This is a genomic window from Pseudomonas berkeleyensis, assembly GCF_014109765.1.
Lineage (GTDB): Bacteria > Pseudomonadota > Gammaproteobacteria > Pseudomonadales > Pseudomonadaceae > Aquipseudomonas > Aquipseudomonas berkeleyensis.
On record NZ_CP059139.1, the window covers coordinates 1906016 to 1928517 of the forward strand.

At 62.7% G+C, this 22502-nt stretch carries 37 protein-coding genes; 23 read left to right on the forward strand and 14 right to left on the reverse strand.

Annotated features, from left to right (window positions below; genetic code table 11):
- The first annotated feature begins 60 nt into the window (after positions 1-60).
- Positions 61-687, forward strand: coding sequence for a hypothetical protein (locus tag HS968_RS08875; protein WP_182371007.1), 627 nt, complete (start codon positions 61-63; stop codon positions 685-687).
- A gap of 287 nt (positions 688-974) precedes the next feature.
- On the opposite strand, the gene HS968_RS08880 is transcribed toward HS968_RS08875, so the two are convergent.
- The 14 genes from HS968_RS08880 to HS968_RS08945 form a co-directional block, all read right to left on the reverse strand.
- A complete protein-coding gene (locus tag HS968_RS08880) occupies positions 975-1442 on the reverse strand; it encodes a hypothetical protein (RefSeq protein ID WP_182371008.1) in 468 nt (155 codons plus the stop codon).
- Entirely contained in the window at positions 1439-2206 is a 768-nt protein-coding gene (locus HS968_RS08885) for a phosphohydrolase (RefSeq protein ID WP_182371009.1), read from the reverse strand. Before HS968_RS08885 ends, HS968_RS08880 begins: the two co-directional genes overlap by 4 nt.
- A gap of 1 nt (position 2207) precedes the next feature.
- Positions 2208-2432, reverse strand: a complete 225-nt coding sequence (locus HS968_RS08890) for a hypothetical protein (RefSeq protein ID WP_238338923.1) — start codon at positions 2430-2432, stop codon at positions 2208-2210.
- Positions 2429-3103 (reverse strand): hypothetical protein, encoded by a 675-nt coding sequence (locus tag HS968_RS08895; protein ID WP_182371010.1) that lies wholly within the window; start codon positions 3101-3103, stop codon positions 2429-2431. The genes HS968_RS08890 and HS968_RS08895 overlap by 4 nt, the downstream gene beginning before the upstream one ends.
- A gap of 71 nt (positions 3104-3174) precedes the next feature.
- Positions 3175-3369, reverse strand: a complete 195-nt coding sequence (locus HS968_RS08900; RefSeq protein WP_182371011.1) for a hypothetical protein — start codon at positions 3367-3369, stop codon at positions 3175-3177.
- Position 3370: 1 nt separating this feature from the next.
- Positions 3371-3541, reverse strand: coding sequence for a glyoxalase superfamily protein (locus HS968_RS08905; RefSeq protein WP_182371012.1), 171 nt, complete (start codon positions 3539-3541; stop codon positions 3371-3373).
- Positions 3542-3544: 3 nt separating this feature from the next.
- Positions 3545-3871, reverse strand: coding sequence for a pyocin activator PrtN family protein (locus HS968_RS08910; protein WP_182371013.1), 327 nt, complete (start codon positions 3869-3871; stop codon positions 3545-3547).
- Positions 3868-4335: a hypothetical protein gene (locus HS968_RS08915; protein WP_182371014.1), complete on the reverse strand. Its 468-nt coding sequence runs from the start codon at positions 4333-4335 to the stop codon at positions 3868-3870. The genes HS968_RS08910 and HS968_RS08915 overlap by 4 nt, the downstream gene beginning before the upstream one ends.
- Complete coding sequence (locus HS968_RS08920) at positions 4332-4538, reverse strand: hypothetical protein (protein ID WP_182371015.1); 207 nt, start codon at positions 4536-4538, stop codon at positions 4332-4334. Before HS968_RS08920 ends, HS968_RS08915 begins: the two co-directional genes overlap by 4 nt.
- Positions 4528-4818, reverse strand: coding sequence for a phage antirepressor KilAC domain-containing protein (locus tag HS968_RS08925; RefSeq protein ID WP_182371016.1), 291 nt, complete (start codon positions 4816-4818; stop codon positions 4528-4530). Before HS968_RS08925 ends, HS968_RS08920 begins: the two co-directional genes overlap by 11 nt.
- Before the next feature lie 8 nt (positions 4819-4826).
- Positions 4827-5429 carry a hypothetical protein gene (locus tag HS968_RS08930; protein WP_182371017.1) on the reverse strand — a complete coding sequence of 201 codons (603 nt, stop codon included), beginning with the start codon at positions 5427-5429 and terminating at the stop codon, positions 4827-4829.
- Entirely contained in the window at positions 5426-5728 is a 303-nt protein-coding gene (locus HS968_RS08935; RefSeq protein ID WP_182371018.1) for a hypothetical protein, read from the reverse strand. The genes HS968_RS08930 and HS968_RS08935 overlap by 4 nt, the downstream gene beginning before the upstream one ends.
- Positions 5725-5946: a hypothetical protein gene (locus HS968_RS08940; RefSeq protein WP_182371019.1), complete on the reverse strand. Its 222-nt coding sequence runs from the start codon at positions 5944-5946 to the stop codon at positions 5725-5727. The genes HS968_RS08935 and HS968_RS08940 overlap by 4 nt, the downstream gene beginning before the upstream one ends.
- 101 nt (positions 5947-6047) lie before the next feature.
- A complete protein-coding gene (locus HS968_RS08945) occupies positions 6048-6731 on the reverse strand; it encodes an XRE family transcriptional regulator (RefSeq protein ID WP_182371020.1) in 684 nt (227 codons plus the stop codon).
- A gap of 104 nt (positions 6732-6835) precedes the next feature.
- On the opposite strand from HS968_RS08945, the gene HS968_RS08950 reads away from it, so the two are divergent.
- The 22 genes from HS968_RS08950 to HS968_RS09055 all read left to right on the forward strand — a co-directional run bounded on the left by HS968_RS08950 (position 6836) and on the right by HS968_RS09055 (position 22360).
- Positions 6836-7063 carry a helix-turn-helix transcriptional regulator gene (locus HS968_RS08950; protein ID WP_182371021.1) on the forward strand — a complete coding sequence of 76 codons (228 nt, stop codon included), beginning with the start codon at positions 6836-6838 and terminating at the stop codon, positions 7061-7063.
- Between the two features lie 404 nt (positions 7064-7467).
- Positions 7468-7989, forward strand: a complete 522-nt coding sequence (locus HS968_RS08955; protein ID WP_182371022.1) for a phage regulatory CII family protein — start codon at positions 7468-7470, stop codon at positions 7987-7989.
- A complete protein-coding gene (locus HS968_RS08960; protein WP_182371023.1) occupies positions 7982-8197 on the forward strand; it encodes a TraR/DksA C4-type zinc finger protein in 216 nt (71 codons plus the stop codon). Before HS968_RS08955 ends, HS968_RS08960 begins: the two co-directional genes overlap by 8 nt.
- Complete coding sequence (locus HS968_RS08965; RefSeq protein WP_182371024.1) at positions 8194-8745, forward strand: hypothetical protein; 552 nt, start codon at positions 8194-8196, stop codon at positions 8743-8745. The genes HS968_RS08960 and HS968_RS08965 overlap by 4 nt, the downstream gene beginning before the upstream one ends.
- Positions 8738-10978: a VapE domain-containing protein gene (locus HS968_RS08970; protein WP_182371025.1), complete on the forward strand. Its 2241-nt coding sequence runs from the start codon at positions 8738-8740 to the stop codon at positions 10976-10978. Before HS968_RS08965 ends, HS968_RS08970 begins: the two co-directional genes overlap by 8 nt.
- Positions 10975-11349: a PA0613 family protein gene (locus HS968_RS08975; protein ID WP_182371026.1), complete on the forward strand. Its 375-nt coding sequence runs from the start codon at positions 10975-10977 to the stop codon at positions 11347-11349. The genes HS968_RS08970 and HS968_RS08975 overlap by 4 nt, the downstream gene beginning before the upstream one ends.
- A 574-nt stretch (positions 11350-11923) precedes the next feature.
- Positions 11924-12271, forward strand: a complete 348-nt coding sequence (locus tag HS968_RS08980) for a phage holin family protein (protein ID WP_182371027.1) — start codon at positions 11924-11926, stop codon at positions 12269-12271.
- A complete protein-coding gene (locus HS968_RS08985) occupies positions 12271-12732 on the forward strand; it encodes an HNH endonuclease signature motif containing protein (RefSeq protein ID WP_182371028.1) in 462 nt (153 codons plus the stop codon). The genes HS968_RS08980 and HS968_RS08985 overlap by 1 nt, the downstream gene beginning before the upstream one ends.
- Before the next feature lie 130 nt (positions 12733-12862).
- Positions 12863-13324: a P27 family phage terminase small subunit gene (locus tag HS968_RS08990; RefSeq protein ID WP_182371029.1), complete on the forward strand. Its 462-nt coding sequence runs from the start codon at positions 12863-12865 to the stop codon at positions 13322-13324.
- Between the two features lie 41 nt (positions 13325-13365).
- Positions 13366-15015 carry a terminase large subunit gene (locus tag HS968_RS08995; RefSeq protein WP_182371030.1) on the forward strand — a complete coding sequence of 550 codons (1650 nt, stop codon included), beginning with the start codon at positions 13366-13368 and terminating at the stop codon, positions 15013-15015.
- Positions 15015-16244: a phage portal protein gene (locus tag HS968_RS09000; RefSeq protein WP_182371031.1), complete on the forward strand. Its 1230-nt coding sequence runs from the start codon at positions 15015-15017 to the stop codon at positions 16242-16244. Before HS968_RS08995 ends, HS968_RS09000 begins: the two co-directional genes overlap by 1 nt.
- On the forward strand, positions 16222-16887 hold the full coding sequence (locus HS968_RS09005) for an HK97 family phage prohead protease (RefSeq protein ID WP_182371032.1): 666 nt from the start codon (positions 16222-16224) through the stop codon (positions 16885-16887). The genes HS968_RS09000 and HS968_RS09005 overlap by 23 nt, the downstream gene beginning before the upstream one ends.
- Positions 16888-16890: 3 nt before the next feature.
- A complete protein-coding gene (locus HS968_RS09010) occupies positions 16891-18201 on the forward strand; it encodes a phage major capsid protein (RefSeq protein WP_182371033.1) in 1311 nt (436 codons plus the stop codon).
- A gap of 68 nt (positions 18202-18269) precedes the next feature.
- Positions 18270-18518: a hypothetical protein gene (locus HS968_RS09015; protein WP_182371034.1), complete on the forward strand. Its 249-nt coding sequence runs from the start codon at positions 18270-18272 to the stop codon at positions 18516-18518.
- On the forward strand, positions 18515-18835 hold the full coding sequence (locus HS968_RS09020) for a head-tail connector protein (protein WP_182371035.1): 321 nt from the start codon (positions 18515-18517) through the stop codon (positions 18833-18835). Before HS968_RS09015 ends, HS968_RS09020 begins: the two co-directional genes overlap by 4 nt.
- Positions 18832-19383 (forward strand): hypothetical protein, encoded by a 552-nt coding sequence (locus HS968_RS09025; RefSeq protein ID WP_182371036.1) that lies wholly within the window; start codon positions 18832-18834, stop codon positions 19381-19383. Before HS968_RS09020 ends, HS968_RS09025 begins: the two co-directional genes overlap by 4 nt.
- Positions 19380-19985, forward strand: a complete 606-nt coding sequence (locus HS968_RS09030; RefSeq protein ID WP_182371037.1) for a hypothetical protein — start codon at positions 19380-19382, stop codon at positions 19983-19985. The genes HS968_RS09025 and HS968_RS09030 overlap by 4 nt, the downstream gene beginning before the upstream one ends.
- Positions 19985-20452: a hypothetical protein gene (locus HS968_RS09035; RefSeq protein WP_182371038.1), complete on the forward strand. Its 468-nt coding sequence runs from the start codon at positions 19985-19987 to the stop codon at positions 20450-20452. Before HS968_RS09030 ends, HS968_RS09035 begins: the two co-directional genes overlap by 1 nt.
- A gap of 9 nt (positions 20453-20461) precedes the next feature.
- Positions 20462-20644, forward strand: coding sequence for a hypothetical protein (locus tag HS968_RS09040; RefSeq protein ID WP_182371039.1), 183 nt, complete (start codon positions 20462-20464; stop codon positions 20642-20644).
- Between the two features lie 60 nt (positions 20645-20704).
- On the forward strand, positions 20705-21478 hold the full coding sequence (locus HS968_RS09045; protein WP_182371040.1) for a phage tail tube protein: 774 nt from the start codon (positions 20705-20707) through the stop codon (positions 21476-21478).
- 208 nt (positions 21479-21686) lie between these two features.
- Positions 21687-21899: a hypothetical protein gene (locus HS968_RS09050; RefSeq protein WP_182371041.1), complete on the forward strand. Its 213-nt coding sequence runs from the start codon at positions 21687-21689 to the stop codon at positions 21897-21899.
- Complete coding sequence (locus tag HS968_RS09055; RefSeq protein ID WP_182371042.1) at positions 21896-22360, forward strand: hypothetical protein; 465 nt, start codon at positions 21896-21898, stop codon at positions 22358-22360. The genes HS968_RS09050 and HS968_RS09055 overlap by 4 nt, the downstream gene beginning before the upstream one ends.
- Positions 22361-22502 lie beyond the last annotated feature (142 nt).

Sequence of the window (22502 nt, forward strand, 5' to 3'; positions counted from 1 at the left end):
CCGCTGGACATGGTGGCAGGGTGCCGGCAAGCTCGGTGTCGCTAGGGCATTGAGGAGTGTATGGACGTGTCCATTCCTAAAAAAATGGTGGAGCGGTCCTTGTGGGCGCTCTGGGTATTGCTTGTCGGTGGTGCGTTTCTCTGGATGCTGGTCGGGTCGGTTGCTTACTGGTCTCTGCATGGATGGCTGCCGGACAAGGCCGCCGATTGGGTGCAAGCAATTGGTAGTGTGGTCGCAATACTGGCGGTCATAGGTGTCAGTTACTGGGAGCGGCGTAATGTCCAGCTCGATAAGTCCCGCAGCGATTACCAGTACCTTATGCGCGCGTTCAACGCCTCGGTTAGGCTTCAAGGCGCATGCCGCGTGGTGGGGGCATGCATCCAGGCCGGCCCCGAAGGCACAGCCTTGGAGATATACCAGCGACGCCTCAAGGATCTCTACGAGGGCGTCTGCGAACACAGCTACTCCACATTTGTGGATCTGCAGTTCGCCGAGGCCTGGGCAGCTCACAAGCGCTGCGTTGCATTGCTCATTGAGGAGCTGGATCTCTACCTTGCCGGTAGTTCTGAGGCAATACTCGATGGCTGCGAGCACTTGGTTACAGCTGCCGATGATTACGTAGACCAGCTTAAGACTGCATTGCAGCGGCATAGTCGGCTCGTAGGTGAGGGTGCTTGGTCGCATTAGCTTGTAGTGCGTATACCCCTCGACAAGCTGCGCGTGCAGGCGGTTTTGAGGGCGGAGCGATGGGCTCAACTCGCGGGCGCGGCGCACGCCTGTCGTGGGGTGTGCAGCTGCTGCGCAGCTGGCGGGCAGGGGATGGGATGTTGTCGCGCCTTCGGCGCGGCGGTTTATAACGCCCCCGCGCGAGTCCTGCAGGCGGCCGGCCGGCACCGTGCAAGGCAGGTTCAGCGGGTGGCGGCCGCCGCCGTGCTGTCGCACGGCAGTGGCTACGGTGGTGGCGGGGGCTTGGGTCATTGGTCGCCCCCTTGCTGTGGCTGCTTGAGCCCTTCGGGCGAGCCGGACTGTAGGCGCTCGATTGCCTGGCGCGCGGCTTGCTCCGGTGTTGCGCCTTTTCCTGTCGCGATGGGTTCCGGCTCTTCGCCGAACAGTTCTGCGTGCCACGGCCCCTCGTATTCAGGCGTCAGCGCAATGCGGTACTGCTGCAGGATCTGGCTGAGGTTCTGGCCATCCAGCATCGGCAGCCAGCCCAGTGGCGTGCCCTGGCCATCGGTGAACTTGTCGTGTGTCCAGTTCCAGCCTGCGAACTGCCAGCGATCTATCTGGTCGTTCTGGAAGTTGTTCTGGCCGATTGTTGCGAAGGGTTCGTCGCCATCGTCAATGGCGTTCTCATCGAAGCTCACGAGCAAGCGGATAAGCCGCCCGTCTTTGGGCGCTGAGTGCATGGAAAGCCACGGTGCTGGCAAGGTTTGGACGTTCACGCCTTCACCTCCTGCGCGATGCTCATGAGTCCTGCAGGCGAGGCAGTTGAGGTGCCGTGGATCAGTTCGCGCTCGGCCTGGGCAAACACCTTGGTGCGGTGGGTGGTGGCCAGCAGCTCCATCAGCTGATGGTGGTAGACCTGGCGGGCGTGAGTGGGCGTCCATTCGGGGATGGCCTTGGCCAGGGGCTCGACGCCTTCGAGGCATTCCCAGGGCTCGGGGTGCAGGGGCATGAGCTGCTGCCGCTCGGTGGCCAGGGCGATCATGTCCGCCTCGTGCACGCAGTCAGGCAGCGCCGGGTCAAGGTCGAAGCGTTCGCAGATGGCCAGCCATAGGCGGCGCTCTATCTGCTTGTAAGTGTCGATCAGGATCGACAGCCCGCCGAACTCAGGGTCGCTGAAAATTCGCTGCTGCTTGGCGAACTCCCAGGCGCTGACAGGGCTGTGGCTGTGCTGGTTGAGTACCGCCCTCCAGGCGGCGTTGCGGCGCTTGGCGGCCTCGATCATCAGCAGCTTGATGGGGCGGGCAATGTCGGCTATGTAGGCCTCGGCCGCGTCGTGCAGCAGGGCGGCCAGCTTGTGTTCCTGCGGCACGATGTCGGCGACGATCAGGGAATGCTGGGCGACCGAGTAGTGGTGGCGGGTCTGGCCATTGAAGCGGCAGACGTGGGCCAGGCCGTGGCAGATGTCGTCAATGCGGATCTGCTTGGCCTGGGGCTTGAGGATGTCCACCTGGGTGGCGCTTTGGGTGAGTATCCAAGTCATGTCAGGCGGCCTCTTTCTTAAGGTCGACCAGCAGCACCGCGTTGCGGGTGTCGGTGCGCAGCTTCCAGAGCGTTTCGGCGCCGAGTTGGGCGCGGATCTGGTTCTGCAGCTCGGTGTGTTCGCGCTCCAGTTGGGCCAGCTTGGCGGTGGCTCGGTCGTAGTCGTGTTGCAGCTTGCCGGCCGCCTCGGGCGTGAGGCGCAGCAGGGGGAAGTTACGGCGCATCATGCTGCGTCCTCCATGTCCCGTGCTGCTTCCTGGGCTTCTTCGTGCTCGTTCTCCAGCTTCTCCAGTTCTGTCTGGTAATGGCGAATGACCTCTCGCCAGTTGGCGTTGCGGTGCGGCTGGAACATCACCGGCAACTCGACACACCACTCGCCGTCGGACTCTTTCAGGTTGGCAATGGTGGCCAGGAAGTCGATCAACTCGCTGTCCGGGTGGGGCTTGGTGTTGGCTGCGGCGATCTTGAGGCGGTCGGCCATGCCCAGCACCTGGGCCATGAGGTGGCGGGTGGTGCGGGCGTGGTCGGGGGAGTTCAGGCTGTCGAAGGTGCTGGCGGCGAGCATCAGTTTGTCGGTGACTGCCAGCAGAACAGCCTGATCCGCAGGCGTCAGTGGGGCGGCGGCGCCGAGGCGCTGGAGTAGGTCGCGCTCAAGGTGCTGCATGCTCTCGCGCAGGCTGGCGGTGTCGCGTGTGCGGATGTCGAGCTGGTCGCGGGCTTCGGCCAGGTCGGCGCGGATGCCGGCGACGATCTTCTTCCAGTAGTGCTTCCCGGTGGTGCGGCCTTGTTCGTATCCGGCTGCTTTGCCGGTGCGCAGGCCGATGCAGTAGAAGATGAAGCCGGCGAGCGCGGCAACGGTGAGCATGGCGAACAGGCCATAGATTTGCGGGGTGGTCATGGTGGTGCTCCTCGTGTTTGCCGGTCGCTGGTGGTGGCAGCGGGTGCGGCGTCAGGTGGTTTTTGGGTGGATCAGTCGTCGTCGGGGTCGGGTGGATCTGCCAGGCCGGCCATCAGCTTGGCGGCGTAGGCACTGTGGCCTTCCTCCCGTAGGACGTCGTAACGGTGCCAGTCTTCGCAAAGGGCGACGTGTTCCTGACAAAGCCCGATTTCTTCGTGGTCGTACTCGCCGAGTTCTGCGCGGCATTCGCGGCAATAGCGGTACATGTCAGCCGGCCTTCGCTTGCTTGTGGGCAGCCTGCAGGCTGGCGTAGGTCTTGAATCCGTGGTTGCGTGCGATGGCCTCCAGCGCCTGCATGTGGGTGAGTTCGGTGGCCTTGCGGAGCTGCTTGGCCTGCTTTTTGATGCGGTCGAGGCTGGGTAGCGGGTTGGCTTGCATGGCTTAGTCCTCTTGCTCTTTGCCCAGCACCTTGGCTAGGGCGTCGTCGGCTTGGCCGGCGCGTTGGTCGATGTGGGCGGCCAGGTGGTGGATCTCGATGTAGCGCATGGCCTTGTTGCTGTCCTGCAGGGTCGTGACCGGTAGGGGGATGGCTGCGGTGCCGACTTGATTGCGGAAGCGCTCGATGTTGAGGTTGCGGAACAGCTCGGCGCGCACGGCCTCCAGTGGGATCAGGACGGTGCCGAACATGCGAAAGAGCATGTCCAGCGTGGTCGGCCTGGGGGCTGGCAGCAGGCGCAGTGGCTGCTGTTGGTCGTTGGGTGGGCTCATGCCTTGCGGGCCTCACGAGGGCGGCGCGGCAGCAGGCGCAGCGGGTCTTTGTTGGGGTGGCGGGGCTTTGGCTTGGCCGGGCCGACGTTGATGCCGAAGGCCGCGATTGCCTGATTCAGCCTGGCCAGCACGCCCTGGGCGGTGGAGCCGTAGCCGGTGAAGCGGATCTCGTCGGCCTTGCCGATGGCTTCGATGGAGGCGAACAGCTCGATGCCTTGCACATCCGGGCCGATGCGCAGTGCGGAGCGGTGGGTGAAGCCGGTGCCCAGGGCTTCGGTGAGGCGGGCGACGGCGCCTGCGAGCTGCATGTGCTGCAGCTGCAGGTCGGTGGCCTGGCCAAGGCGCAGGCCGGCCGCACTGGCGGCCAGGTGCAGGGCGCTGCTGATGACTTCGCTGTTGCGCTGTGCCTCGGGCATGCGCAGCAGCTCGATCAGGGTGTCGTCGAGTAGCTTGATGTCTTTCATTGTTTGCTCCGGGCTGGGTGTTCCCAGGCTATGCGGCCCATGGTGCGAACGAGTTCGCGCAGGTGCTCGGGCACTTGGTTGGCGATTGCCGCTTTGCGGTCGGCGAGGGTCGGCAGCTTGGAGATCACGGTCACCCACTGGCGGGCAGAGGTCGGGGTGATCTGCCGCCCGTCCGGGGTGGTGTATTTCAGCTCAGGCAACATCGCGCGGATCTGCCTGGGGTTCGGGCATCTGGCGCTCGATGCCGAGTTTGTCGGCGAGCCAGGGGATGCCTGCGTCGGTTACGCGGGTGCTGCGCGGGTACTGCATGCCTAGCCTGGGGTGCGGGTAGCGAAACTCGCGCGTGACCAGATAGAGCTTGGTCATTTCGGGGTTGGCGGGCAGGTTGAATTTGTCCAGCAGGCCTTTCTCGCGCATGCGCTTCATCAGCTCGCGATGCTTGAGGCCGAGGCTCTCGGCGGTGTCTTTGAGTGAGTGGCTCATGTGACCTCCTACGCTGCGGCCGCGCGCTGGGGCGTGGCGATGATGTGCAGATGCTCGATGCTGATCAGCAGGCGCTTGAGGCATTCGCGCTGGTCGCCGCGCACGGTGAAGCACTTGGTGCGCGGGCGAGCGGTGCCAATGCTGGCGATGACGGTCACGCCATCGGCCGGGCGGGTGCGGTGCACGGCGACGTTGATGGGGTGTTCGTGGCCGGTTTCGAGGCTGGTGAAGCCGCCGTGGCGCACCATGTGCTTGAGCCGGCCCAGCTGGGTATCGTTCAGCAGGGCGTCGGGCTCGGGCAGCAGGGGCTGGCGGGTGACACGGGGCGGCGCCAGCTCGCCACCGTCCACGCGACCATTGGCGATGGCGTCGATGAAGTCAGCTACCTGCAGGTGCTTCTCGGGGTGTACGGTTTGCACGTCGAGGGTGTGCACCTGGTCGCCCATTTCGATGCGCACGGCGGTGGTGGGCTGGCCGCGTTCGATCTTGATGCGGAACATCACCTGATCGCGGCTGTAGGGCATGCGAGACACGGTGTGATTGAAGGTGCCGGACATGTTCAGCTGGGCCTGCAGGCGCAGCAGGTTGTCTTCGGGGAGGGCGAAGTTCATGCGGCCACCTCCTGCGTGGGAGTGGCAGGCATATCGAGGTAGCCCTGCAGCCAGGTAAGCGTTCTAGTTAGCGCGCTTAGGCAAGCCTGTTGCTTCTGATGCTCGGAATGCCAGTAACCGGTTCGACGGTCGACTTCGTGGCTCGTGTCCTGATAGTTGGTGTCAGCCGAACAAACGCGAACACAGAACGCGCAGACGTGGCCTTGGAGGTCTACAAAGGCGTGCCATTTACCTTGCTGATTGATGATCAACACGGTGCTGACGATCTGCAGCAGCAGTTCTTCGATGGTGGGTTTCATGCCGCATGCCCTCCATCGTTCGGATCGAAGGGCGGCTGATCGGCCACGGTGTAGCGGCGGTCGGCGGCTTCCTTGGGCAGGAAATCGACGTGGCCGGTCGTGAACAGGTACTTGGGTTTTACGCGGGAGAACTGGCAGCCGGCCGACTGGGCGGCACGGCGTAGTTCAAAAAGGCGCTCGTGCCCGCAGGACGGGAGAGCGTGGACAGATGCAGACATGGTTTACCTCGGCTCTGTGGTGGAGAGACGAGGCAAATAAAACGCATCGTTGTTGGTATGTCAACAACGATTTGTTGTATTTTGAGATTTGGCGTGTATCGCTAGAGGGCACCTCCGTGCCAGACAACGCGACCGACGATGCAAAGCTGTTCGAGGTCTGAATCTGAAACGGGCTGATCGGGGTAGGAGCGCTTATCTTCGTTGTCGCTTCGGATGATCCAGCCGCCTGTCAGGGACTGTATCAGGCGCTTGATGATCAGTTCGCCGTCTGGCTTGCGTAGCGCGTAGATGCGTCCATCGCGCGCCTGGGTCTGGCTTTCGTCGAGCAGCACGACGTCGCCATCGCAGACTGTCGGTTCCATGCTGTGTCCTTGCACGTAGATCACGTGCAGGTTTCGCTCTCTCAGGCTCATTCGCGACAGCCATGCGCGCTTGAATACCAGGCCGCCCTTTACCTCAATGTGATCATTAAGTTGGCCATTGCCTGCCGCGCCATGCGCTGTGTACTGGGGCACTAACGCGTACTCGGTGGCATCGGGTACGTGGCCGTAGGTTGCGGGCGTTTCTGCGGCTTGGGTTGGTGTGCCCTCAATCAGCTCCATAAGAGATACGTCGAGTGCAGTAGCCAGAGTGCGAAGGTCTGCCAGGTTTGGTTCGCGCAGCCCTTTCTCGTAGTTGCTGACGCGCGCCTGCCCTCTTTCCCAATTGCATTCGTTGCCGAGCTGCGTTTGGGAAAGGCCTTTTGCCTTGCGAAGGCGGGCGATTCGTGTGCCTAGATTTTCCATACAGGGAAAATATCACGCTCCGTTTAATTCAATGACGACTAAACGTGTTGCAAAAACAACGAATCGTTGTTAGGTTTCTTGCCGTACCAACTGGAGGCCGCAAGATGAACCGCATTTCCGAGATCCGCCGAGCTGCTGGAATCTCGCAGCTCGCCCTGGTCGATCAGCTCCGCTGGTCGCAGGGGCGCGTCAGCAACTATGAGTCGGGTCGTCGAGTGCCAGGCCTCACTGAGTGTCGTGCCATTGTGCGTGCGCTCAATGTGCTGGGTGCTGACTGCTCGCTTGATGACGTATTCCCGCCTGAGGCTGAACAGGTTCCGGCTGCTGCATAGAAAAAAGGCGCCGTTAGGCGCCCTGTTTCCCGGTCGCCGTTTGCGCGGTGACCGCCAGAGCCCTAGGGCTCTGTGTTGCCTGCCTCTCCACCACAGATCAGCAGGCTAGCGTGACCACCTGACTAAGGGGAGCCACGGCGTGACTATAGCAACACGTCATGCCGTGGTCACTGGCAGCCTTGCTCCATGGCTGCCACACCCAAGGCGCGCACCACCACTGCGCGCCGCGCCTGGGCCGGGATGCCTGGGGTTGTTCGTTCGCTGCCACCACCAGCGGGCGAGCTGTAAGGGCAGGGCTTGTGCGGAGCACAGGCCTTGCTCGGGGTGCGGTCGGTTCGCCGGCTGCATGCGACCACCTGACTATGGGGGCCGTGCCTTCGGGCATGGCTCCGGGAGTTTCTGCCATGCCTTACCGTTCACGCTGGAGCAGTATCGAGCGCGCCAAGCGTACGATCCTGCTGCCTACCCAAGCCTGTCGCCATGCTGTTGATGAGTATCCTGGCGGTGCCACTGGCATCGCCGGGGCTCACGGCTCCATGAGCCCTTCTACCCTCAACCATAAGCTGAGCCTGACCGGCTCGAACCCGAAGCATCGGCTGAACATCGATGAGCTGGGGCTGATCATGGAGCTGACCCGTGATCCGCGCATCGTCGATGCGCTGTTGCACCCGATTGGCTTCGTTGGCATCGATGTCAGCGACCTGCGCGAGGGCGAAACGGCCGAGGCGCTGCTGGAAAGCCTCGGCTCGATGCTGAGCCGTGAGGGTGAGTTGATCACCCACCTGACCAAGTCCCTTGCTGACAATCATGTGAACTGCGACGAGCTGGACGAGTTCGAGCTGCTGACCGAGCGCCTGGCTCAGGCGGTTTTCAAGCTGCTTTTCGTGGTGCGCCAGAAGCATCGGGAGGGCCGGGCTAATGGCTGACAACGCAGATCGCGCGGCGGATGAATACGCCGTGCACGAACAGGCCCGCGCCGCTTCCCGCGTGAACGCGGCGCCTGTGCATCGGCTGGGTTGTGAAGAGTGCGATGCGCCGATCCCGCTGGAGCGTCGTCAGGCGCTGGTGGGGCATGACTGCCTGCTGTGCATCGACTGCCAGCAGCTGCTGGAGCGGAAAGGGGGTGTGTGGTGAAGGTCTCGAATCCTGTTGTAAGACTTCACCTTGTGCGCGAGCCGGCCCATGGTGGCTTGCGTATCCGTCAATGGGACACCCTGGACGACATTGGCCCAGGTGTCCACGAGCTGTACGCCGGCCCGGCCGAGCTGGAGGGAGTCACCGAAGCGCTGGCCGAGGGACATGGCTTCTGGCGCAGCTGCTCCGGCTGCCATGAGACCGAGGACGGCCACCCTGTTGGCAGCTACGCCTATAGCAGCGTGCTGCAGTGCTCGCTCGGCAGCGGGTGCAGCGAGTGTGGCGGCTTGGGGGCGACCTGGGACAACACCGACTATGACCGGATCGCGCAGGAGGACGGGCTGAACGATGCGGTTGAGGAAATTGCTAAGTGCTCAGCCTGTGCCTGTGGCCGCACCGATCCCCACGCCCAAACGCTTGCCTGCATAAAGGCGGCCGGTGACGCGATGCGTAACAGCGGCTCGATCCGCTCCATGCTTCAGTCTCTGGATGCGCCAGGCGCTGTCTTTGGTGGGCAGGACGCGAAGGGAGGCCGCGCCAATGACTGACCGTCACGAACTACTCGACGACGTGCTGGCCCAGCTGCAGGACGCTGGGCTTGATCCTGATCTGCCGTTGATCCTCGACGTGCGCACGCGCTGTCGTGCGGGAAACGACAAGGGTCGGACGAAAACCGGCTTCTATGTGATCTATGAACACACGAACGAGGGGCGCACCTATTACGCGGGCGCCTTCGGCTCGTGGCGTGAGGGTGAGAAGGGCGACTTCCATAAGCTGAAGCCTGTGGGCGGCCGGATGACGGATGAGGATCGCAAGGTCATCAGGGCGCGGGTGGAGGCGGCAAAGGTCAAGGAAGAGGCGAAGCGGGCTGCTCGCGCAGCGAGTGCTCGACGCCGGGCCGCGCGGGCCTGGCAGAAGCTGCCGGAGCGAGGGCGCTGCGGGTATCTGGAGCGTAAGGGCGTGCCGGCAGTGGGCTTGAAGTTCGGCCGCAAGGGCGATACGGCGCTGGTGCCGATGGTGAATGTGCATGGCCAGGTCGTTGGCCTGCAGGCGCTGTTCGGCCAGCCGGATGAGGATGGATTGAGCAAGCGGTTTTGGCCGTTCGGTGTTGACCCCGTGGGGGCGTTTCACCTGCTCGGGCCGCACCCTGAGCCGGGTGAGCCGCTGTTGATCTGTGAAGGGTATGCCACGGCGGCGAGCGTGCACCTGGCCACTGGTCTGTGCGCCTGCGCAGCCTTTACAGCAGGGAATTTGATGCCGGTAGCCGAGGGGTTGCGCGAGATCTTCCCTGGTCGGCAGTTCCTGTTCTGTGCGGATGACGATTGGCAGACGAAGACGGCCAAGGGCGAGCCATGGAACCCTGGCATCGAGAAGGCCGAGCACGCGGCGCAGGTTGTCGGCGGGCGTGTGGTGTTCCCGGTGTTCAGTGTTGAGCGGGACGAGAAGTGGACGGACTTCAATGACCTGCAGCTGGCCGAGGGGCTGGATGCTGTGCGGCGCCAGGTGCTGGCGTCGGTTCGGCCGCCTGTTGATGCCGAGTGGAAGGTCGCGCTGCATCGCAATGGCAAGGGCGCGCTGTTGCCGGTGGTGGCCAATGTGGTGTTGATCCTTGAGAACGATGAGCGCTGGGACGGCGTGATTGGTGAGGATCTGTTCGCGGGGCGGACGGTGAAGCGCCGGGCGACGCCTTATGGCGGCCGTTCTGGCGAGTGGACTGACCTCGATGACACGCGCACGTCGATCTGGCTGGCCGAGCAATATGGCTTGATGGTGAAGTCTCTGGCGGTGCTGGAGGCGGTGGCGGTGATCGCGCATCAGAACCCGTTCCACCCGGTGCGGGATTACCTGCAGGGGCTGAAGTGGGATGGCACGCCGCGCTTGCGGTCGTGGGTGAAGGATTACCTGGGCGGCGTTGCGCTGGCCGGGGACGATGACTATCCGGGCGTCATGGGGATGCGCTATCTGATTTCGGCGGTGGCGCGGGTGATGGTGCCGGGGGCGAAGGCTGACTGTGTGATCATCCTTGAGGGTGAGCAGGGGCTGAACAAGTCGTCGGCGTTGCGTGTGTTGGGCGGCGAGTGGTTCATGGATACGCCGATCCCGCTGGGGGAGAAAGAGGCGTACCAGGCGATTCAGGGGATGTGGATCATCGAGCTGGCCGAGCTGGATGCGTTCAACAAGGTTGAGAGCACCAAGGCGAAGTCGTTCTTCGGGGCTGAGGTGGACATTTTCCGGCCGAGCTACGGGCGGCGGAACATTCGGTTGCCGCGTCAGTGTGTGTTCGCCGGCTCGACGAACCAGGACGAGTACCTGCGCGACCCGACTGGGAACCGGCGTTACTGGCCGGTGCTGTGCATGAAGGTGAACCTGGCCGGCCTGCGCGAGGTGCGCGACCAGCTGTGGGCCGAGGCGCTGCAGCTGTATGAGGCTGGTGAGCCTTGGTGGCCGCAGGATGATGAAAAGGCGATGTTCGAGTCTGAACAGGACGTGCGCTTTCAGGGTGACGCTTGGGAGCCGAAAATCGTTGCGTATCTGCAGGGCAATCCTTGCAAGAGCGTGGGCAGCGATGAGTTGCTGGATAAGGCGTTGAACCTTGAGCCGGGCCATTGGGGGCGGCCTGAGCAGACGCGGCTTGGCCAGATCATGCATCGGTTGAAGTGGCGGCGCAGGCGCATGGCGCCGGAGGGCCGAGGCGGCGTGCGGCCGTACAGGTATGAGCGGCCGGAGAGCTGGAAGGAACCTGGCCAGATCCCGATGGAGCCGGGGGAGTCGTTCGCATGATCAGATATATCGACGAGGCGCTGCAGCTGTGGGCGGCTGAGTTGCATCCGCCTGATGATGCAACGCCGATGATTTGCGGTGGTGGCGGTAGCGTGCTGGCGGCTCTGATAGACTCGCGCGGCGAGTTGATCCGGGGTACGCGCGGCAGCAAGGTGCTGCTGGAGCAGTCAGCCGAGATCGAGCTGCTGGTGAACAAGTATCTGCCGGATAAGGAACGACAGGTGGTGATCGAGCACTACACGAACCATGACAGCCTGGACAGCCAGAAGTGGGCGGCGTGCGGGTGTAGTCGGCCGCAGTATTACCGACGATTGCACCAGGCACATGAGAGCCTGGAGCGAGGGTTGATCAACCGGAAGCGCGCCGCATGAGGCGCGCTTTTCTTTTGTGCCCCACCTGGCCTACCGGGTTTTGCCGGTGGGGCACGCTTGAGGCCGCGTGTTTGCTGGTTGCGTCCAACCTCCCCACCTTTCCCATTGGCGCCCGTGTGCAGGTACGACGCGTGTATACACGCGCACGCGTGCTCGCGCGCTCTCACGATCTACTTATCTCTTTACAGAGGTGGGGAGGTGGGGAACAGTCAGTGGGGATGCGGGGTTTAGCGTTGCCTCACCTTGAAACGCGGTGGGGCATGTGGGGTTGGCGCCTGCGGCGCGGTAGCCGAGGGTTGTTATATTGCCGGCGCATTGCGGGCGCTTTGTCGGCGCATTGCTGGTGCATTGCTGTGGTGGCAGCGTTTCGCTATTGCTGCCATGAGAATCAGGGGGTATAAATCAGCCACCTTCGAAGAAGTCCGCTACAGGGCTTCACTGCAAACCCGGCCACCGCGCCGGGTTTTTTGTTTATGGCGCTCCGGTGGTCGTAGCGCCTTGCCCAGGGACGGGCTACCTATTCGAGCCTCGGCATGTGCCGGGGCTTTTTTGTTTCCGCCAACTGGAGAGCGGTATGTCGACTGAACAGCAGATCCAGCAGGGCTTGGCCGAGTTGCCGACGTGGCTGCTCATTCTGGTTGCCCTTGCTGGGTTGGTTGGCGAGATGGGCCGTGCTGACCTGCCGGGCATTGCCATGGCCGAGATCATCAAGCGCGTGATGATGCGCTTCGGCAGCTCGGCGCTGTGTGGCATGGCTGCGCTGCTGGCGGGCATGTACTACTGGAACAACGTCTATCTGGCTGGTGCCGTTGCCATCGGCGTCGGCTTGGTTGGCGCGGATATCGTCGTTGGCATCTACGCCCGCTACATCGCTAAGCGGGCTGGAGTGGATGTGCCGCCTGCCCGTGAGGGTGAGCGCTGATGCCGTCCGCACCGAGTGCGGTCTGCTCGGCGCCTGGTTGCCTGCGTCTTGCGATGCCGGGGAAGACTCGATGCGAGCAGCATCAGGCTGAGGCCGATGAGGCGCGGGCTGAGTACCGCTCACGGCAGAACAAGGACTACAACGCACGTCGCCCGAAGTCGGACAGCTTCTACTGGACGAACCGTTGGAAGCGTAAGAGCGAGGAGTACCGTAAGGCTCACCCGTTGTGCGTTGAGTGCGAGCGGATCGGTCTGGTGGTTGAGGCGACGATGGTCGACCACATCATTCCCTATCGGCTGCGACCGGATCTCGGGTTGGTGGACAGCAACCTGCGCGCGCTCTGCTGGCAGTGTCACAACCGCATCGGTGCGAAGGTTCGAGAGAAGGATTGCGGGGTGGCCGTGCGGGTGGAACCGGCGATGCCGTTCCGGCTGTCGAGCCCGGCGCCCCGGCAGGGGTAGGGGGGTGTAAATCCTTCCCGCCGCCGTTTGCCCGAACGACGTATGGAGCGCTGTGTACCCGCGCTCCGGAAATTTTTATAGGGGGGGGGTTAAACCATCCCAGGGTATTAGGACGATGACGAACCCACCGATGACTGTTGCACCGGCTGGCAGTGAAGACGCCCAGGCGTCGGCCGGCACTGTGGTCGAGTCGCCTGACTGCCCGATCCAGTTTTCACCCGAAGAGCAGCAGGTTTGGGACTACATCTGCGACCAGCTGCGCAAGGCCGGCTTGCTGCACATGACGGCCGGTCTCGCGATCTCCGTGATCGTGAAGAAGTACCGCCGCTGGCTCACGGCCATTGAGGATCTCGACCGGGTGATCGATGAGAACCACGGCTCGATCATGGTCAAGACGCCGAACGGCTACGAGCAGCCGCACCAGGCCGTCCACTACGTCGACAAGCAAGAGAAGGAATTGCTGCGATGGCTTCCGTCCTGCTGTCTGACAATCCCGGCCTTTGCGAAGGTCAAGGCGTTGGAAAAAGGCGCCGAGCAAGGCGATCTTTTCCTGGACGAGATCCGAAGCTTTATGCAGGGGCGTCCAAGCTAATCCCGAAAGAGTTGCACCCGTGGGACGCCTACGGCGTTGCGGTGCTGCGTGGCGAGATCGTGGTGGGTCGGCTGACCTTTCTGGCGGTCAAGCGGCATTACGTGGATCTGCGCAAGGGCGCCAAGCGTGGGCTGTGGTTCGACCCGGCTCGCGCGGCGTACATGATCGACTTCTTCCCGAAGTTCCTGCGGCATATCCGTGGCGAGCTGACTGGGCAGAAGATCCAGCTGGAGGGCTGGCAACAGTTCTGGCGAGCCGTCCAATTCGGCTGGCGTCGCGAGGATGGCACCCGCCGTTTCCGGCAGTGGTACGAGGAAGTAGCGCGCAAGAACGGCAAGAGCACCACGCTCAGCGGCATCGGCATCCACCTGGCTGCCTTCGACGCTGAGCCGGGCGCGAAGGTCTACACCGCCGCGACCAAGCTGGCGCAGGCCAAGATCGTGCATGCCGACGCCGAGCTGATGGTGGAGTTCTCGCCGGGGCTCAAGAAGCTGTTCACCAGTCATCGCGACCGACTGTTTGTGAAGGGCACGGCCAACGAATACATCCCGCTTGGCGCTGACGCGCAGACGCTGGACGGCCTCGACCCGCATGGCGCCATCGTCGACGAGCTGCACGCGCATAAGACGCGCGATCTGTGGGACGTCCTCGTGTCTGCCATGGGCTCGCGCCGCGAGCCGATGCTGACGGCGATCACCACGGCCGGATTCAACCAGCACGGCATTTGCTACGAACAGCGGCAGATGCTGGCGGACATCCTCGAAGGTCGAGCCGCCAACGACAGCGTGGGCGGCGTGATCTACACCCTGGACGAGGGCGACGACTGGACGGACGAGCGGGTTTGGATCAAAGCCAACCCGAACCTGGGGGTATCGGTGCGGCTCGGCTACCTGCGCGATCAGGTGGCCAACGCGAAGATGGTCATCGCCCAGCAGGTCAACGTGCTGACCAAGCACTTCAACGTCTGGTGCCAGCAGGATGACCGGTGGCTTGATCTGGTCAAGGTGTGGGACCCGTGCGCGGCGCCGTTCGACGTTGAGGCGCTGGAAGGCCGGGTTTGCTACGGCGGCCTTGACCTCTCGACCGAAACCGACCTCACGGCCTTCGTGCTGGTGTTCGAGCCAACGCCCGAAGACCCGCACGTCTACGTTGTGCCGTTCTTCTTCGTGCCGGTTGAGAACATCGAGCACCGCGCCAAAGTCGACCGCGTGCCTTACCCCAAGTGGGTGCAGGAAGGCTTTCTGGAGGCCACGCCAGGCAACGTCGTCGATTACGAGCGCGTGCGCGCGGTGATCAACGAATGCGCCGCCAAGTACGACTTGCGCGAGATTGGCTATGACCCATGGAACGCTTCGCACTTGGTGACGCAGCTTACCGGTGACGGACGCTCGATGGTCAAGCTAGGGCAGAACCTCGGCAACCTGAGCGCGCCGACCAAGCGAGTCGAGGGCCTGCTGCTGAGCGAGCTGCTTCGGCATGGCGGGCACCCGGTGCTGCGCTGGTGCGCCGGTAACGTGGCGCTGCTGCGCGATAGCAACGGCAACTACCGCCCCCACAAAGGCAAGAGCCGCGAACGGATCGACGGCATCGCGGCGTTGATCAATGCCATCAACCGGCTGATGGGTGCGACCGCTGAGATCCTTGAAGGGGTCAACGCGGCCTATGCAAACCGAGGCATCAGGACAACCTAATGAAATGGCTCAAAAGCTGGAGTCCGCCCTGGCGGAAAGGCGCCGCCGCGGCCGCGCCAGTTGGGTCGCGCGAGCTGCTGGAGATGATCGCGGCCGGTGCTGTCGCGGTGTCTGGGGTGAGCGTCAACGCCTCCTCGGCACTGCGCTACGCCCCGTTCTTCGCCTGCCTCAAGGTGCTGGCCGAGGACGTGGGCAAGCTGCCGATCAAGCTCTACAAGGAACGCGAAACACGCGGCGCCGACGTGGCACGGCAGCACCCGGTGCACAGGCTGATCAGTCGTCGCCCGAACGACTTCATGACGGCCTCTGAGTTCTGGGAAATGTGCACCGCGCACCTTGTGTTGCGCGGCAACTTCTACGCCTGGAAGAACATCGTCAACGGCGTGGTTGTCGAGCTGCTGCCGCTGAGCCCGCTCACCACCAAGCCCAAGCTACGCGAGGACTGGAGCCTGGTCTACGACGTGACCTTCGCCAATGGCAAACGGGACATCCTGTCAGCTGATGAAGTGTTCCACGTTCGCTCGCTCAGCCTGGATGGGGTGCGCGGCTTGGGTGCGCTGGAGTACGCCCGTGAATGCCTCGGCGCTGGGATCGCCGCAGAGCGGCACGGCGCCAAGCTGTTCGTGAACGGTGCCAACCCTGGCGGCGTGTTGCAGACCGACGGCACGCTTACAGACGAAGTCTTCGCCCGTGTACGCGATAGCTGGAACGAGAAGCACCAAGGCCTCGATAACTCACACAAGGTGGCCATTCTCGAAGGCGGCCTGAAGTGGGCGACGGTAACCATGACCAACGCCGACGCGCAGTGGCTGGAGAACCGCAAGCACACCGATAACCAGCTGTGCGGGATGCTCCGGGTGCCGCCGCACAAGGTGGCCATCCTCGACCGTTCCACGAACAACAACATCGAGCACCAATCGCTCGACTACGTGAACGACGGTTTGATGCCCTATCTGAACCGTATCGAGGATCGCATTCGTGTCTCGCTGCTCAACGAGCGCGACGAGGAAAGCCACTTTGCCAAGTTCAACGTGGCTGCGCTGCTGCGCGGTGACATGAAGGCGCGCAGCCAGTTCTACAAGGACATGGTTGGCATCGGTGCGTTTAGCCCCAACGACGTGCTGGAGCTGGAAGATCGCAACCCTCGCGAGGGCGGCGATATCTACCTGACCCCATCGAACATGATCATCAACGGACGGCCGACAGATGAGAACGAAAAACGCGCTTAGCAATAAGCACCTGTCCACCGCCTTCAAGGTCAAGCAGGTGGGCGACGACGGCACCTTCTCCGGTTATGGGTCGGTGTTCGACATCCCTGACAGTTATTCCGACGTGGTGCACCCCGGTGCGTTTCTGGAATCGCTGAAAACCTGGGGGCGGAAAGGGGCATTCCCCGCGATGCTCTGGCAGCACAAATTCGACGAACCCTTGGGCGTGTATACGCGCATGGAGGAAGACGATCACGGCCTGTATCTGGAGGGCCGGCTGCTCATCGACGATGACCCTCTGGCGCGCCGCGCCTATGCCCACTTGAAGGCAGGCAGCATCACGGGGCTGTCCATCGGCTACAGCATCCCGGCCGGTGGCGGCACCTGGGACAACGGTGCTGGGGTGTACCACCTCAACCAGATCGACCTGTGGGAAGTGTCCCTGGTGACCTTCCCCGCGAACGACGCGGCCCGCGTGGATACGGTGAAAACCTCTCTGCAGGGGCCGCGTCAATTCGAGAAGTTCCTGCGTGACGCCGGCCTGTCTCGAACCGAAGCCAAGGCCTTGATGGCTGACGGCTATAAGGGCATCGCCCAGCGTGACGCTGGAGTGGGTGGCCTTCTCGATGACCTCAACAAACTTACCGAAATGCTGAGAGGCTGACCCATGCAAAAATCCATCATTGCCGCTTCGGTGGCCGAAAACGCGGGCCGCTCGCTGCCGAGCCTGCGCACCCTGCACCGCCGTAACGAGGGCGGTGATTCCTTCGCTGAGCTGCGCCAGGGTATCAAGCAGCTCGGCGAGGCGTTCCAGCAGTTCAAGGCTACCAACGACGAGCAGCTGGAAAAGCTCAAGAAAGGCCAGGGCGACCCGTTGCTGGAAACCAAGCTGGCTGAGCTGAATACCAAGCTCAGCGAGCTGGAAGCCTTCAAGAAGAACACCGAAGAGAACCTGAAGAAAAAGAATCGTCCCGGTCGTGATACCGGTGCGGACGATGAAGCTGTCACCGAGCACAAGTCGGCCTTTGACGGCTACCTGCGCAAGGGGCGCGAGGATGGCCTGCGTGATCTGGAGCAGAAGGCGCTGAACCTGGGCACGGGGGAAGATGGTGGCTTTGGTGTGCCCGAGGAGCTGGATCGTAATATCGTCGAGCTGGAGCGCGATCTGAGCATCATGCGCAGCCTGGCCAACGTGATTTCGGTCGGCTCTGAAGAGTACAAACGCCTGGTGAACATCGGTGGCTCTGGCTCGGGTTGGGTCGGTGAGACCGACGAGCGCACGGAAACCAACACGCCGAAGCTGGCTCAGATCGCGCCGTTCTTCGGCGAGATCTACGCGAACCCGGCGATCACGCAAAAGGCGCTGGACGATATCTTCTTCGATGTCGAGGCCTGGCTGGCTCAGGAGCTGTCGTGGGACTTCGACGAGAAGGAGGGCGACGCCTATGTGGTCGGCAATGGCAGCAATAAGCCGAAAGGCTTCCTGGCCTATCCGAACTCGGCGGTGACCGATAAGGCCGGCTCTCGTCCGTTCGGCACCCTGCAGTTCGTTACCTCTGGTGCCGCTGCAGCCCTGAACAACCCGGATCGCCTGATCGACCTCGTGCACAGCCTCAAGCGTGGCTATCGCAAGAACGCAGTCTGGCTCGGCAACGGCCTCACCCTGGCTGCCCTGCGCAAGCTCAAGGACAGTGAAGGCAACTACCTGTGGCGTCCGGGCCTGGAGGCTGGCGAGCCGGGCATTCTGCTGGGCTACCGCTACGAGGAAGACGAGGCGCTGCCGGATATCGCGGCCGACTCGATTCCGCTGGCGTTCGGTGACTTCAAGCGTGGTTACACCATCGCCGACGTGCGTGGCACCCGCGTGTTGCGTGACCCGTTCACCAACAAGCCCTTTGTCCACTTCTACACCACCAAGCGTGTTGGTGGCGGTGTGATGGACAGCAAGGCCATCAAGCTGCTCAAGATCGCCGCCTAAGCGGTGTCATTCACCACAGAGGCCCGCCCCGCGCGGGCCTCTGTCGTTATGGGGTGCTGATCATGCCGATGATCAAACTAACCGAGCTGTTCAAGTTCTCGCCTGACGGTATGGCCGTCGTCGAGTACCCGGCTGGCGAACATGAGCTGGACGGCCGCGCGCTGGAGATCGCGCAAGAGCTGGGGATTGTTGGGGCGGTTGCCGCTGACCCGTTGAAGATGAATAAGGATGATCTCAAGGCCTGGCTGACGGCCAAGGGCATCACGTTTGACGCTGCCGCCAACAAGGATGCGCTGTTGGCCTTGGTGCCGAAATGATCGACCTGGCCATGGTCAAGACGCACCTGCGGGTGCGTCACGATCACGACGACGGCTATATCCAAGTGCTGATCGACGCCGCCGCGCAGTCGTTCAACGATCAGACTAACCGCACGCTGATCGCCCCGGATGGTGCATTGCCAGATCCAGTGGGCAACGCCTTGAAGCCGACCAAGGCGATACAGCAGGGCATCCTGTTGCTTGTCGGCCATTGGTACGTCAATCGCGAGGATGTCGTGATCGGCACGATTGCCACCGCGCTGCCCAAGGCGACTGAGTTCCTTTGGCGGCCCTATCGCTGGGTGAACGTGGGATGAGAACGGGCCGACTCGACACGCCCGCCGACTTGCTGGATCTCGGCGCGGATCTGCAGGCACAGCTGATTGATTGGCTGTGGGTGGGCATTACAGCGAAGGATGCCGGCGACGTGCCTGTTGCTGCTGGCCTGCGCAACCCTGGACGCGTCGAGGTGCGTGCTTGGTGGGATGACCGCCTGCGCAATGGTCGCTACCTGCGTGCAGGGCAGCGGCTGTTGCACATCGACAGCGTGCGAGACGTGCGCGGCCACCAGGCCGAGCAGGTGCTGACCTGTACCGAGCTGATCGGCACACCCGCCACCTACACAGCAACGCCAGGCGCCACGGCGCTGCCTTGCCGCGTGTTCCTGGCCTATGGCGTGGCGCGTCCTGGCCAGTTCTCTGGCGCGGTTGAGTTCGTGACCGAGCTGGAGGCAGCGGTGGTCGAAGTGGGCCGGCCGCAGCCTGGTGCTGTGTTCGAGGTCGAGGGCGTGGCCTGGCGCGTTGCTGGCCTGGTCGAGACCGAGGATGACCGCGTAGTGCGGCGCATGTGGGTGAAGAAGGTATGAACCGTATCGACGTGAGCCTGCCGCCTTTCGAGGGCGCCGCCGCTGCCTTTGGCATCGACGAGAAGCGCTTCGCCCGTATCGAGATCAACTCGACCAACCGGGCGGCGCGCTGGGTCAAGCGGGTGCTGCTGGTGGAGCCATTCTCCAAGGCGACTGGCGTGCGGCGCGTGATCTTCAATGACCGCATTCGCCTCGACCTGGCCACCACCAACCGGCCCGAGGCGAGCATCGTGCCGTCGTCGGCCAGCATTCCCGCGCGCTGCTATCGGCACCGCGCCGATCCTGTCAGTGGCTCCAAGGTCAACGCGCGCGTGCTGGTGGACTGGTGGCGCGGCGAGAAGGTCGCGGCCGGCTTCATCAACCCATCGAGCGCCCGGAAACTGCCGCTGGCAACCCGTAGCGTGCGCGAGCGCAAGGTGCACGCCAAGACCAAGCTGCCGCATATCAAGGAATACCGCTACGAGTACCGCGTGCCCGAGGACGCGAACGGCCCTTCGGCCGCCGCGCTGTTCCGCGTTGCCGTGGATGACAACACCCGTGCACAGGCCGCCGAGCGCCTGGCGCTGGAATACAACATCGACCTTGATAAGGAACTGTTCTGATGCAACTGATCGCCACGCGAGTGACTGACTTCCTGGCCGGTCAGCTGCGGCAGATCGACGCCGCCAACGGCTACCCGCTGACGTTGGCTGGTGTGCACGTTGGCCAGTTTTATGAGGATCTGGCGGCGGGCGATCCGCTGCCGTTGGGCACGCTGGTGGCTGCGTCCACGAGCGATGCTGTCACACCGAATGGCGTGGTGTCCTCCAGTCTTCGCGGGCGCGCCTATCAAGTCGAGGTGGTCGTTAACTTCGACCAGCATCCCGGCGTCGAGCGGCATGTGCTGCTCGATCAGATCGAGTGGAGCATCGGCCGCGCTGTGCGCGAGCGCCCCCCGCCTGAGCTACGCGGGGTGCTGCAGAGCGTTGCCCTGGGCGACGTGCAATTCAACTACCCGGCGCCTTCGCATTCGCTCGCCATCGTGCAGGCGCAGGTCAATGCCGTTTTCGTCGAGCAATACCAACCCTAGGAGGGTGATATGTCCACCACCAAAGCAACCAAGGCCTTCACCTTCCGCGAGGGAGGCAAGGTCAAGCTGTACAAGAAGGGTGATGAACTGACAGGCGCTGCTCTGGCGCATGCCCAGGCCAATGACTTCGCGCCGAAGCCTGAGCCGGAAAAGCCCAGGGCCGAAGCCAAGCCGGCCGCTGAACCGAAGTAACCCGCCAACCTCCCGCTTTACCTGGCCACCTGCGCCGCCCCCTGACATCGAGGTAAACCCATGATCACCGTTCAAGACGCCAGCCTTATCGGCTATGGCGATATCTTCTCGCGCGCCTATCAAACGCAGAAGGCGCTGTTGCCCTGGGGTAACACCAGCGAACTGCAGATCGCTCACACCGAGGATCAGCAGACCCTGCCCAACTACATTACCGGCGCCGGCAATCGCAACACGTCGTCCCGCGTGACGGGTGTTACCGCCAGCTTCACCCTGTACGACGTGAACGCCCGCAACCTGGCCCTGGTTGGCCGTGGCACGGTGCGTGGCGTCGCTGCTGGTGTGGTCGCCGCGCCCGAGCCGTATGTGTGCGAAGGCCTGGCAGGTGAGCTGATCCCGTTCAATGAGCTGCCCGACTTGTCGGCGTCGGTCGAGATCCTGCCGGCCGGTGGCGGCACCGCCTATAGCCCAGGCTCGGATTACCTGCTGACGCCTTATGGCATCCAGCTCACCAGCGGCACCACGATCACCAGCGCGGGCTTCACGGCCAGTTACACCAAGCTCAAGGCCAACGTGGTGGAGATGTTGACCACCGCGCAGGTGGAGCTGGAAATGTACTTCGCCGGCCTCAACGCCGCGCAGGGTGGTTCGCCGACTCCGGCCCGCCTGCGCCGCTTCAAGCCTGGCTTGGTGCAGCAGATCCAGCTCAGCGGCACCCAGTACGCGGCCTATCAAGTCTCGGGCGAGCTGCTGGCGGATATGCTTGTGGTCAACGTGGATGGCGACGATACGCCCTTGTCGCAGTTCTACAGCTTGGGCATGAAGGCTGCGGCCTGAAGAGACTTGCAGGTCTGGGGTTCCACAGCTAGGATGGGGGCGCGCCTGCAGGCGCGCCCCCATCCTAGCCGTGAAATCACATTTTTTTTGCACACTCAGTAGTTGAAAGTGTGCTTAAGTGTGGTTAATCATTGCGTCAAAGACGCGTAGTGTTTCGCCCGGCTGGTTAATCCCTTCCGGGCTTTTGTGCCGAGTAGGAGAATGCTCAATGAAATCTTGGATGCTTGACGGTGATGTTCTGGAGGCTGTGCTGGTAACGCACGTCCGTCAGATGAGCCCGGAGCAGTATCTGGAATTTACCGAGTCTCACTCTGATGAGGTCAAAAACGTGCGTTTCGTGCCGCCGAGAATAGGTTCGGAAGGCTTCGGTGTGTTTGAGGTTGAAACGCGAACGCCGCAGTATGAGGTCTGCTTGCCTTGAGTGACGAACCAGAAATCATTCCGGCTGATGACGCTGACCGTTCTGATGGGTTGAAGGATGTAACGCCGACAGGGGATAAGCCCGAGCTGAAAGCAATCACGGCTGCATTAAAGCAGATGGTGGAGGTGACTCAGCAGGAGCACGATCTTAAGCGTGGTGATCAAGAAGTTGAGCGCGAGAAGATCGCTTCGAATGAGCGCCTTGGTTTGGCGGCTATCGAAGCCCAGCGGGAGTTTCATAAGGAGCACTTTGGCCGTTACAACGATCACCTGATCCATCGTTACTGGTTCATTGGCGCTATTGTGCTGATGATTCTGGTTTTCTCTGGCTTCGCCATCTGGGCGGACGCCAAGGATTTGGTCATGGATATGGCCAAATTGATCATTGGTGTTTCAATTGGCGCATTTGGTGGTTTCTTCTACGGAAAGAGTCAGGGGAAGCAAGAGCCGAAGCAGAAGTAAAGACTGATCGCTGTCCCGAAAGCCTCGCCAACGCGAGGCTTTTTGTTGTCCGGTGCAAACGATTGCACCGGGTCGCGATGGTTTTCTCTGTGCTAGATTCCAGCTCACACTGACCCTGTGGGAGGGAGCCCGATGCAATGTC

Excerpts from the sequence above, each read along its gene's own strand:
- HS968_RS08875 (WP_182371007.1), top strand. The coding sequence starts at position 61 with ATGGACGTGTCCATTCCTAAAAAAATGGTGGAGCGGTCCTTGTGGGCG.
- HS968_RS08885 (WP_182371009.1), bottom strand. The coding sequence starts at position 2,206 with ATGACTTGGATACTCACCCAAAGCGCCACCCAGGTGGACATCCTCAAG.
- HS968_RS08890 (WP_238338923.1), bottom strand. The coding sequence starts at position 2,432 with ATGATGCGCCGTAACTTCCCCCTGCTGCGCCTCACGCCCGAGGCGGCC.
- HS968_RS08895 (WP_182371010.1), bottom strand. The coding sequence starts at position 3,103 with ATGACCACCCCGCAAATCTATGGCCTGTTCGCCATGCTCACCGTTGCC.
- HS968_RS08900 (WP_182371011.1), bottom strand. The coding sequence starts at position 3,369 with ATGTACCGCTATTGCCGCGAATGCCGCGCAGAACTCGGCGAGTACGAC.
- HS968_RS08905 (WP_182371012.1), bottom strand. The coding sequence starts at position 3,541 with ATGCAAGCCAACCCGCTACCCAGCCTCGACCGCATCAAAAAGCAGGCC.
- HS968_RS08910 (WP_182371013.1), bottom strand. The coding sequence starts at position 3,871 with ATGAGCCCACCCAACGACCAACAGCAGCCACTGCGCCTGCTGCCAGCC.
- HS968_RS08915 (WP_182371014.1), bottom strand. The coding sequence starts at position 4,335 with ATGAAAGACATCAAGCTACTCGACGACACCCTGATCGAGCTGCTGCGC.
- HS968_RS08920 (WP_182371015.1), bottom strand. The coding sequence starts at position 4,538 with ATGTTGCCTGAGCTGAAATACACCACCCCGGACGGGCGGCAGATCACC.
- HS968_RS08925 (WP_182371016.1), bottom strand. The coding sequence starts at position 4,818 with ATGAGCCACTCACTCAAAGACACCGCCGAGAGCCTCGGCCTCAAGCAT.
- HS968_RS08930 (WP_182371017.1), bottom strand. The coding sequence starts at position 5,429 with ATGAACTTCGCCCTCCCCGAAGACAACCTGCTGCGCCTGCAGGCCCAG.
- HS968_RS08935 (WP_182371018.1), bottom strand. The coding sequence starts at position 5,728 with ATGAAACCCACCATCGAAGAACTGCTGCTGCAGATCGTCAGCACCGTG.
- HS968_RS08940 (WP_182371019.1), bottom strand. The coding sequence starts at position 5,946 with ATGTCTGCATCTGTCCACGCTCTCCCGTCCTGCGGGCACGAGCGCCTT.
- HS968_RS08945 (WP_182371020.1), bottom strand. The coding sequence starts at position 6,731 with ATGGAAAATCTAGGCACACGAATCGCCCGCCTTCGCAAGGCAAAAGGC.
- HS968_RS08950 (WP_182371021.1), top strand. The coding sequence starts at position 6,836 with ATGAACCGCATTTCCGAGATCCGCCGAGCTGCTGGAATCTCGCAGCTC.
- HS968_RS08955 (WP_182371022.1), top strand. The coding sequence starts at position 7,468 with ATGCCTTACCGTTCACGCTGGAGCAGTATCGAGCGCGCCAAGCGTACG.
- HS968_RS08960 (WP_182371023.1), top strand. The coding sequence starts at position 7,982 with ATGGCTGACAACGCAGATCGCGCGGCGGATGAATACGCCGTGCACGAA.
- HS968_RS08970 (WP_182371025.1), top strand. The coding sequence starts at position 8,738 with ATGACTGACCGTCACGAACTACTCGACGACGTGCTGGCCCAGCTGCAG.
- HS968_RS08975 (WP_182371026.1), top strand. The coding sequence starts at position 10,975 with ATGATCAGATATATCGACGAGGCGCTGCAGCTGTGGGCGGCTGAGTTG.
- HS968_RS08980 (WP_182371027.1), top strand. The coding sequence starts at position 11,924 with ATGTCGACTGAACAGCAGATCCAGCAGGGCTTGGCCGAGTTGCCGACG.
- HS968_RS08985 (WP_182371028.1), top strand. The coding sequence starts at position 12,271 with ATGCCGTCCGCACCGAGTGCGGTCTGCTCGGCGCCTGGTTGCCTGCGT.
- HS968_RS08990 (WP_182371029.1), top strand. The coding sequence starts at position 12,863 with ATGACTGTTGCACCGGCTGGCAGTGAAGACGCCCAGGCGTCGGCCGGC.
- HS968_RS09000 (WP_182371031.1), top strand. The coding sequence starts at position 15,015 with ATGAAATGGCTCAAAAGCTGGAGTCCGCCCTGGCGGAAAGGCGCCGCC.
- HS968_RS09005 (WP_182371032.1), top strand. The coding sequence starts at position 16,222 with ATGAGAACGAAAAACGCGCTTAGCAATAAGCACCTGTCCACCGCCTTC.
- HS968_RS09010 (WP_182371033.1), top strand. The coding sequence starts at position 16,891 with ATGCAAAAATCCATCATTGCCGCTTCGGTGGCCGAAAACGCGGGCCGC.
- HS968_RS09015 (WP_182371034.1), top strand. The coding sequence starts at position 18,270 with ATGATCAAACTAACCGAGCTGTTCAAGTTCTCGCCTGACGGTATGGCC.
- HS968_RS09020 (WP_182371035.1), top strand. The coding sequence starts at position 18,515 with ATGATCGACCTGGCCATGGTCAAGACGCACCTGCGGGTGCGTCACGAT.
- HS968_RS09025 (WP_182371036.1), top strand. The coding sequence starts at position 18,832 with ATGAGAACGGGCCGACTCGACACGCCCGCCGACTTGCTGGATCTCGGC.
- HS968_RS09030 (WP_182371037.1), top strand. The coding sequence starts at position 19,380 with ATGAACCGTATCGACGTGAGCCTGCCGCCTTTCGAGGGCGCCGCCGCT.
- HS968_RS09035 (WP_182371038.1), top strand. The coding sequence starts at position 19,985 with ATGCAACTGATCGCCACGCGAGTGACTGACTTCCTGGCCGGTCAGCTG.
- HS968_RS09040 (WP_182371039.1), top strand. The coding sequence starts at position 20,462 with ATGTCCACCACCAAAGCAACCAAGGCCTTCACCTTCCGCGAGGGAGGC.
- HS968_RS09045 (WP_182371040.1), top strand. The coding sequence starts at position 20,705 with ATGATCACCGTTCAAGACGCCAGCCTTATCGGCTATGGCGATATCTTC.
- HS968_RS09050 (WP_182371041.1), top strand. The coding sequence starts at position 21,687 with ATGAAATCTTGGATGCTTGACGGTGATGTTCTGGAGGCTGTGCTGGTA.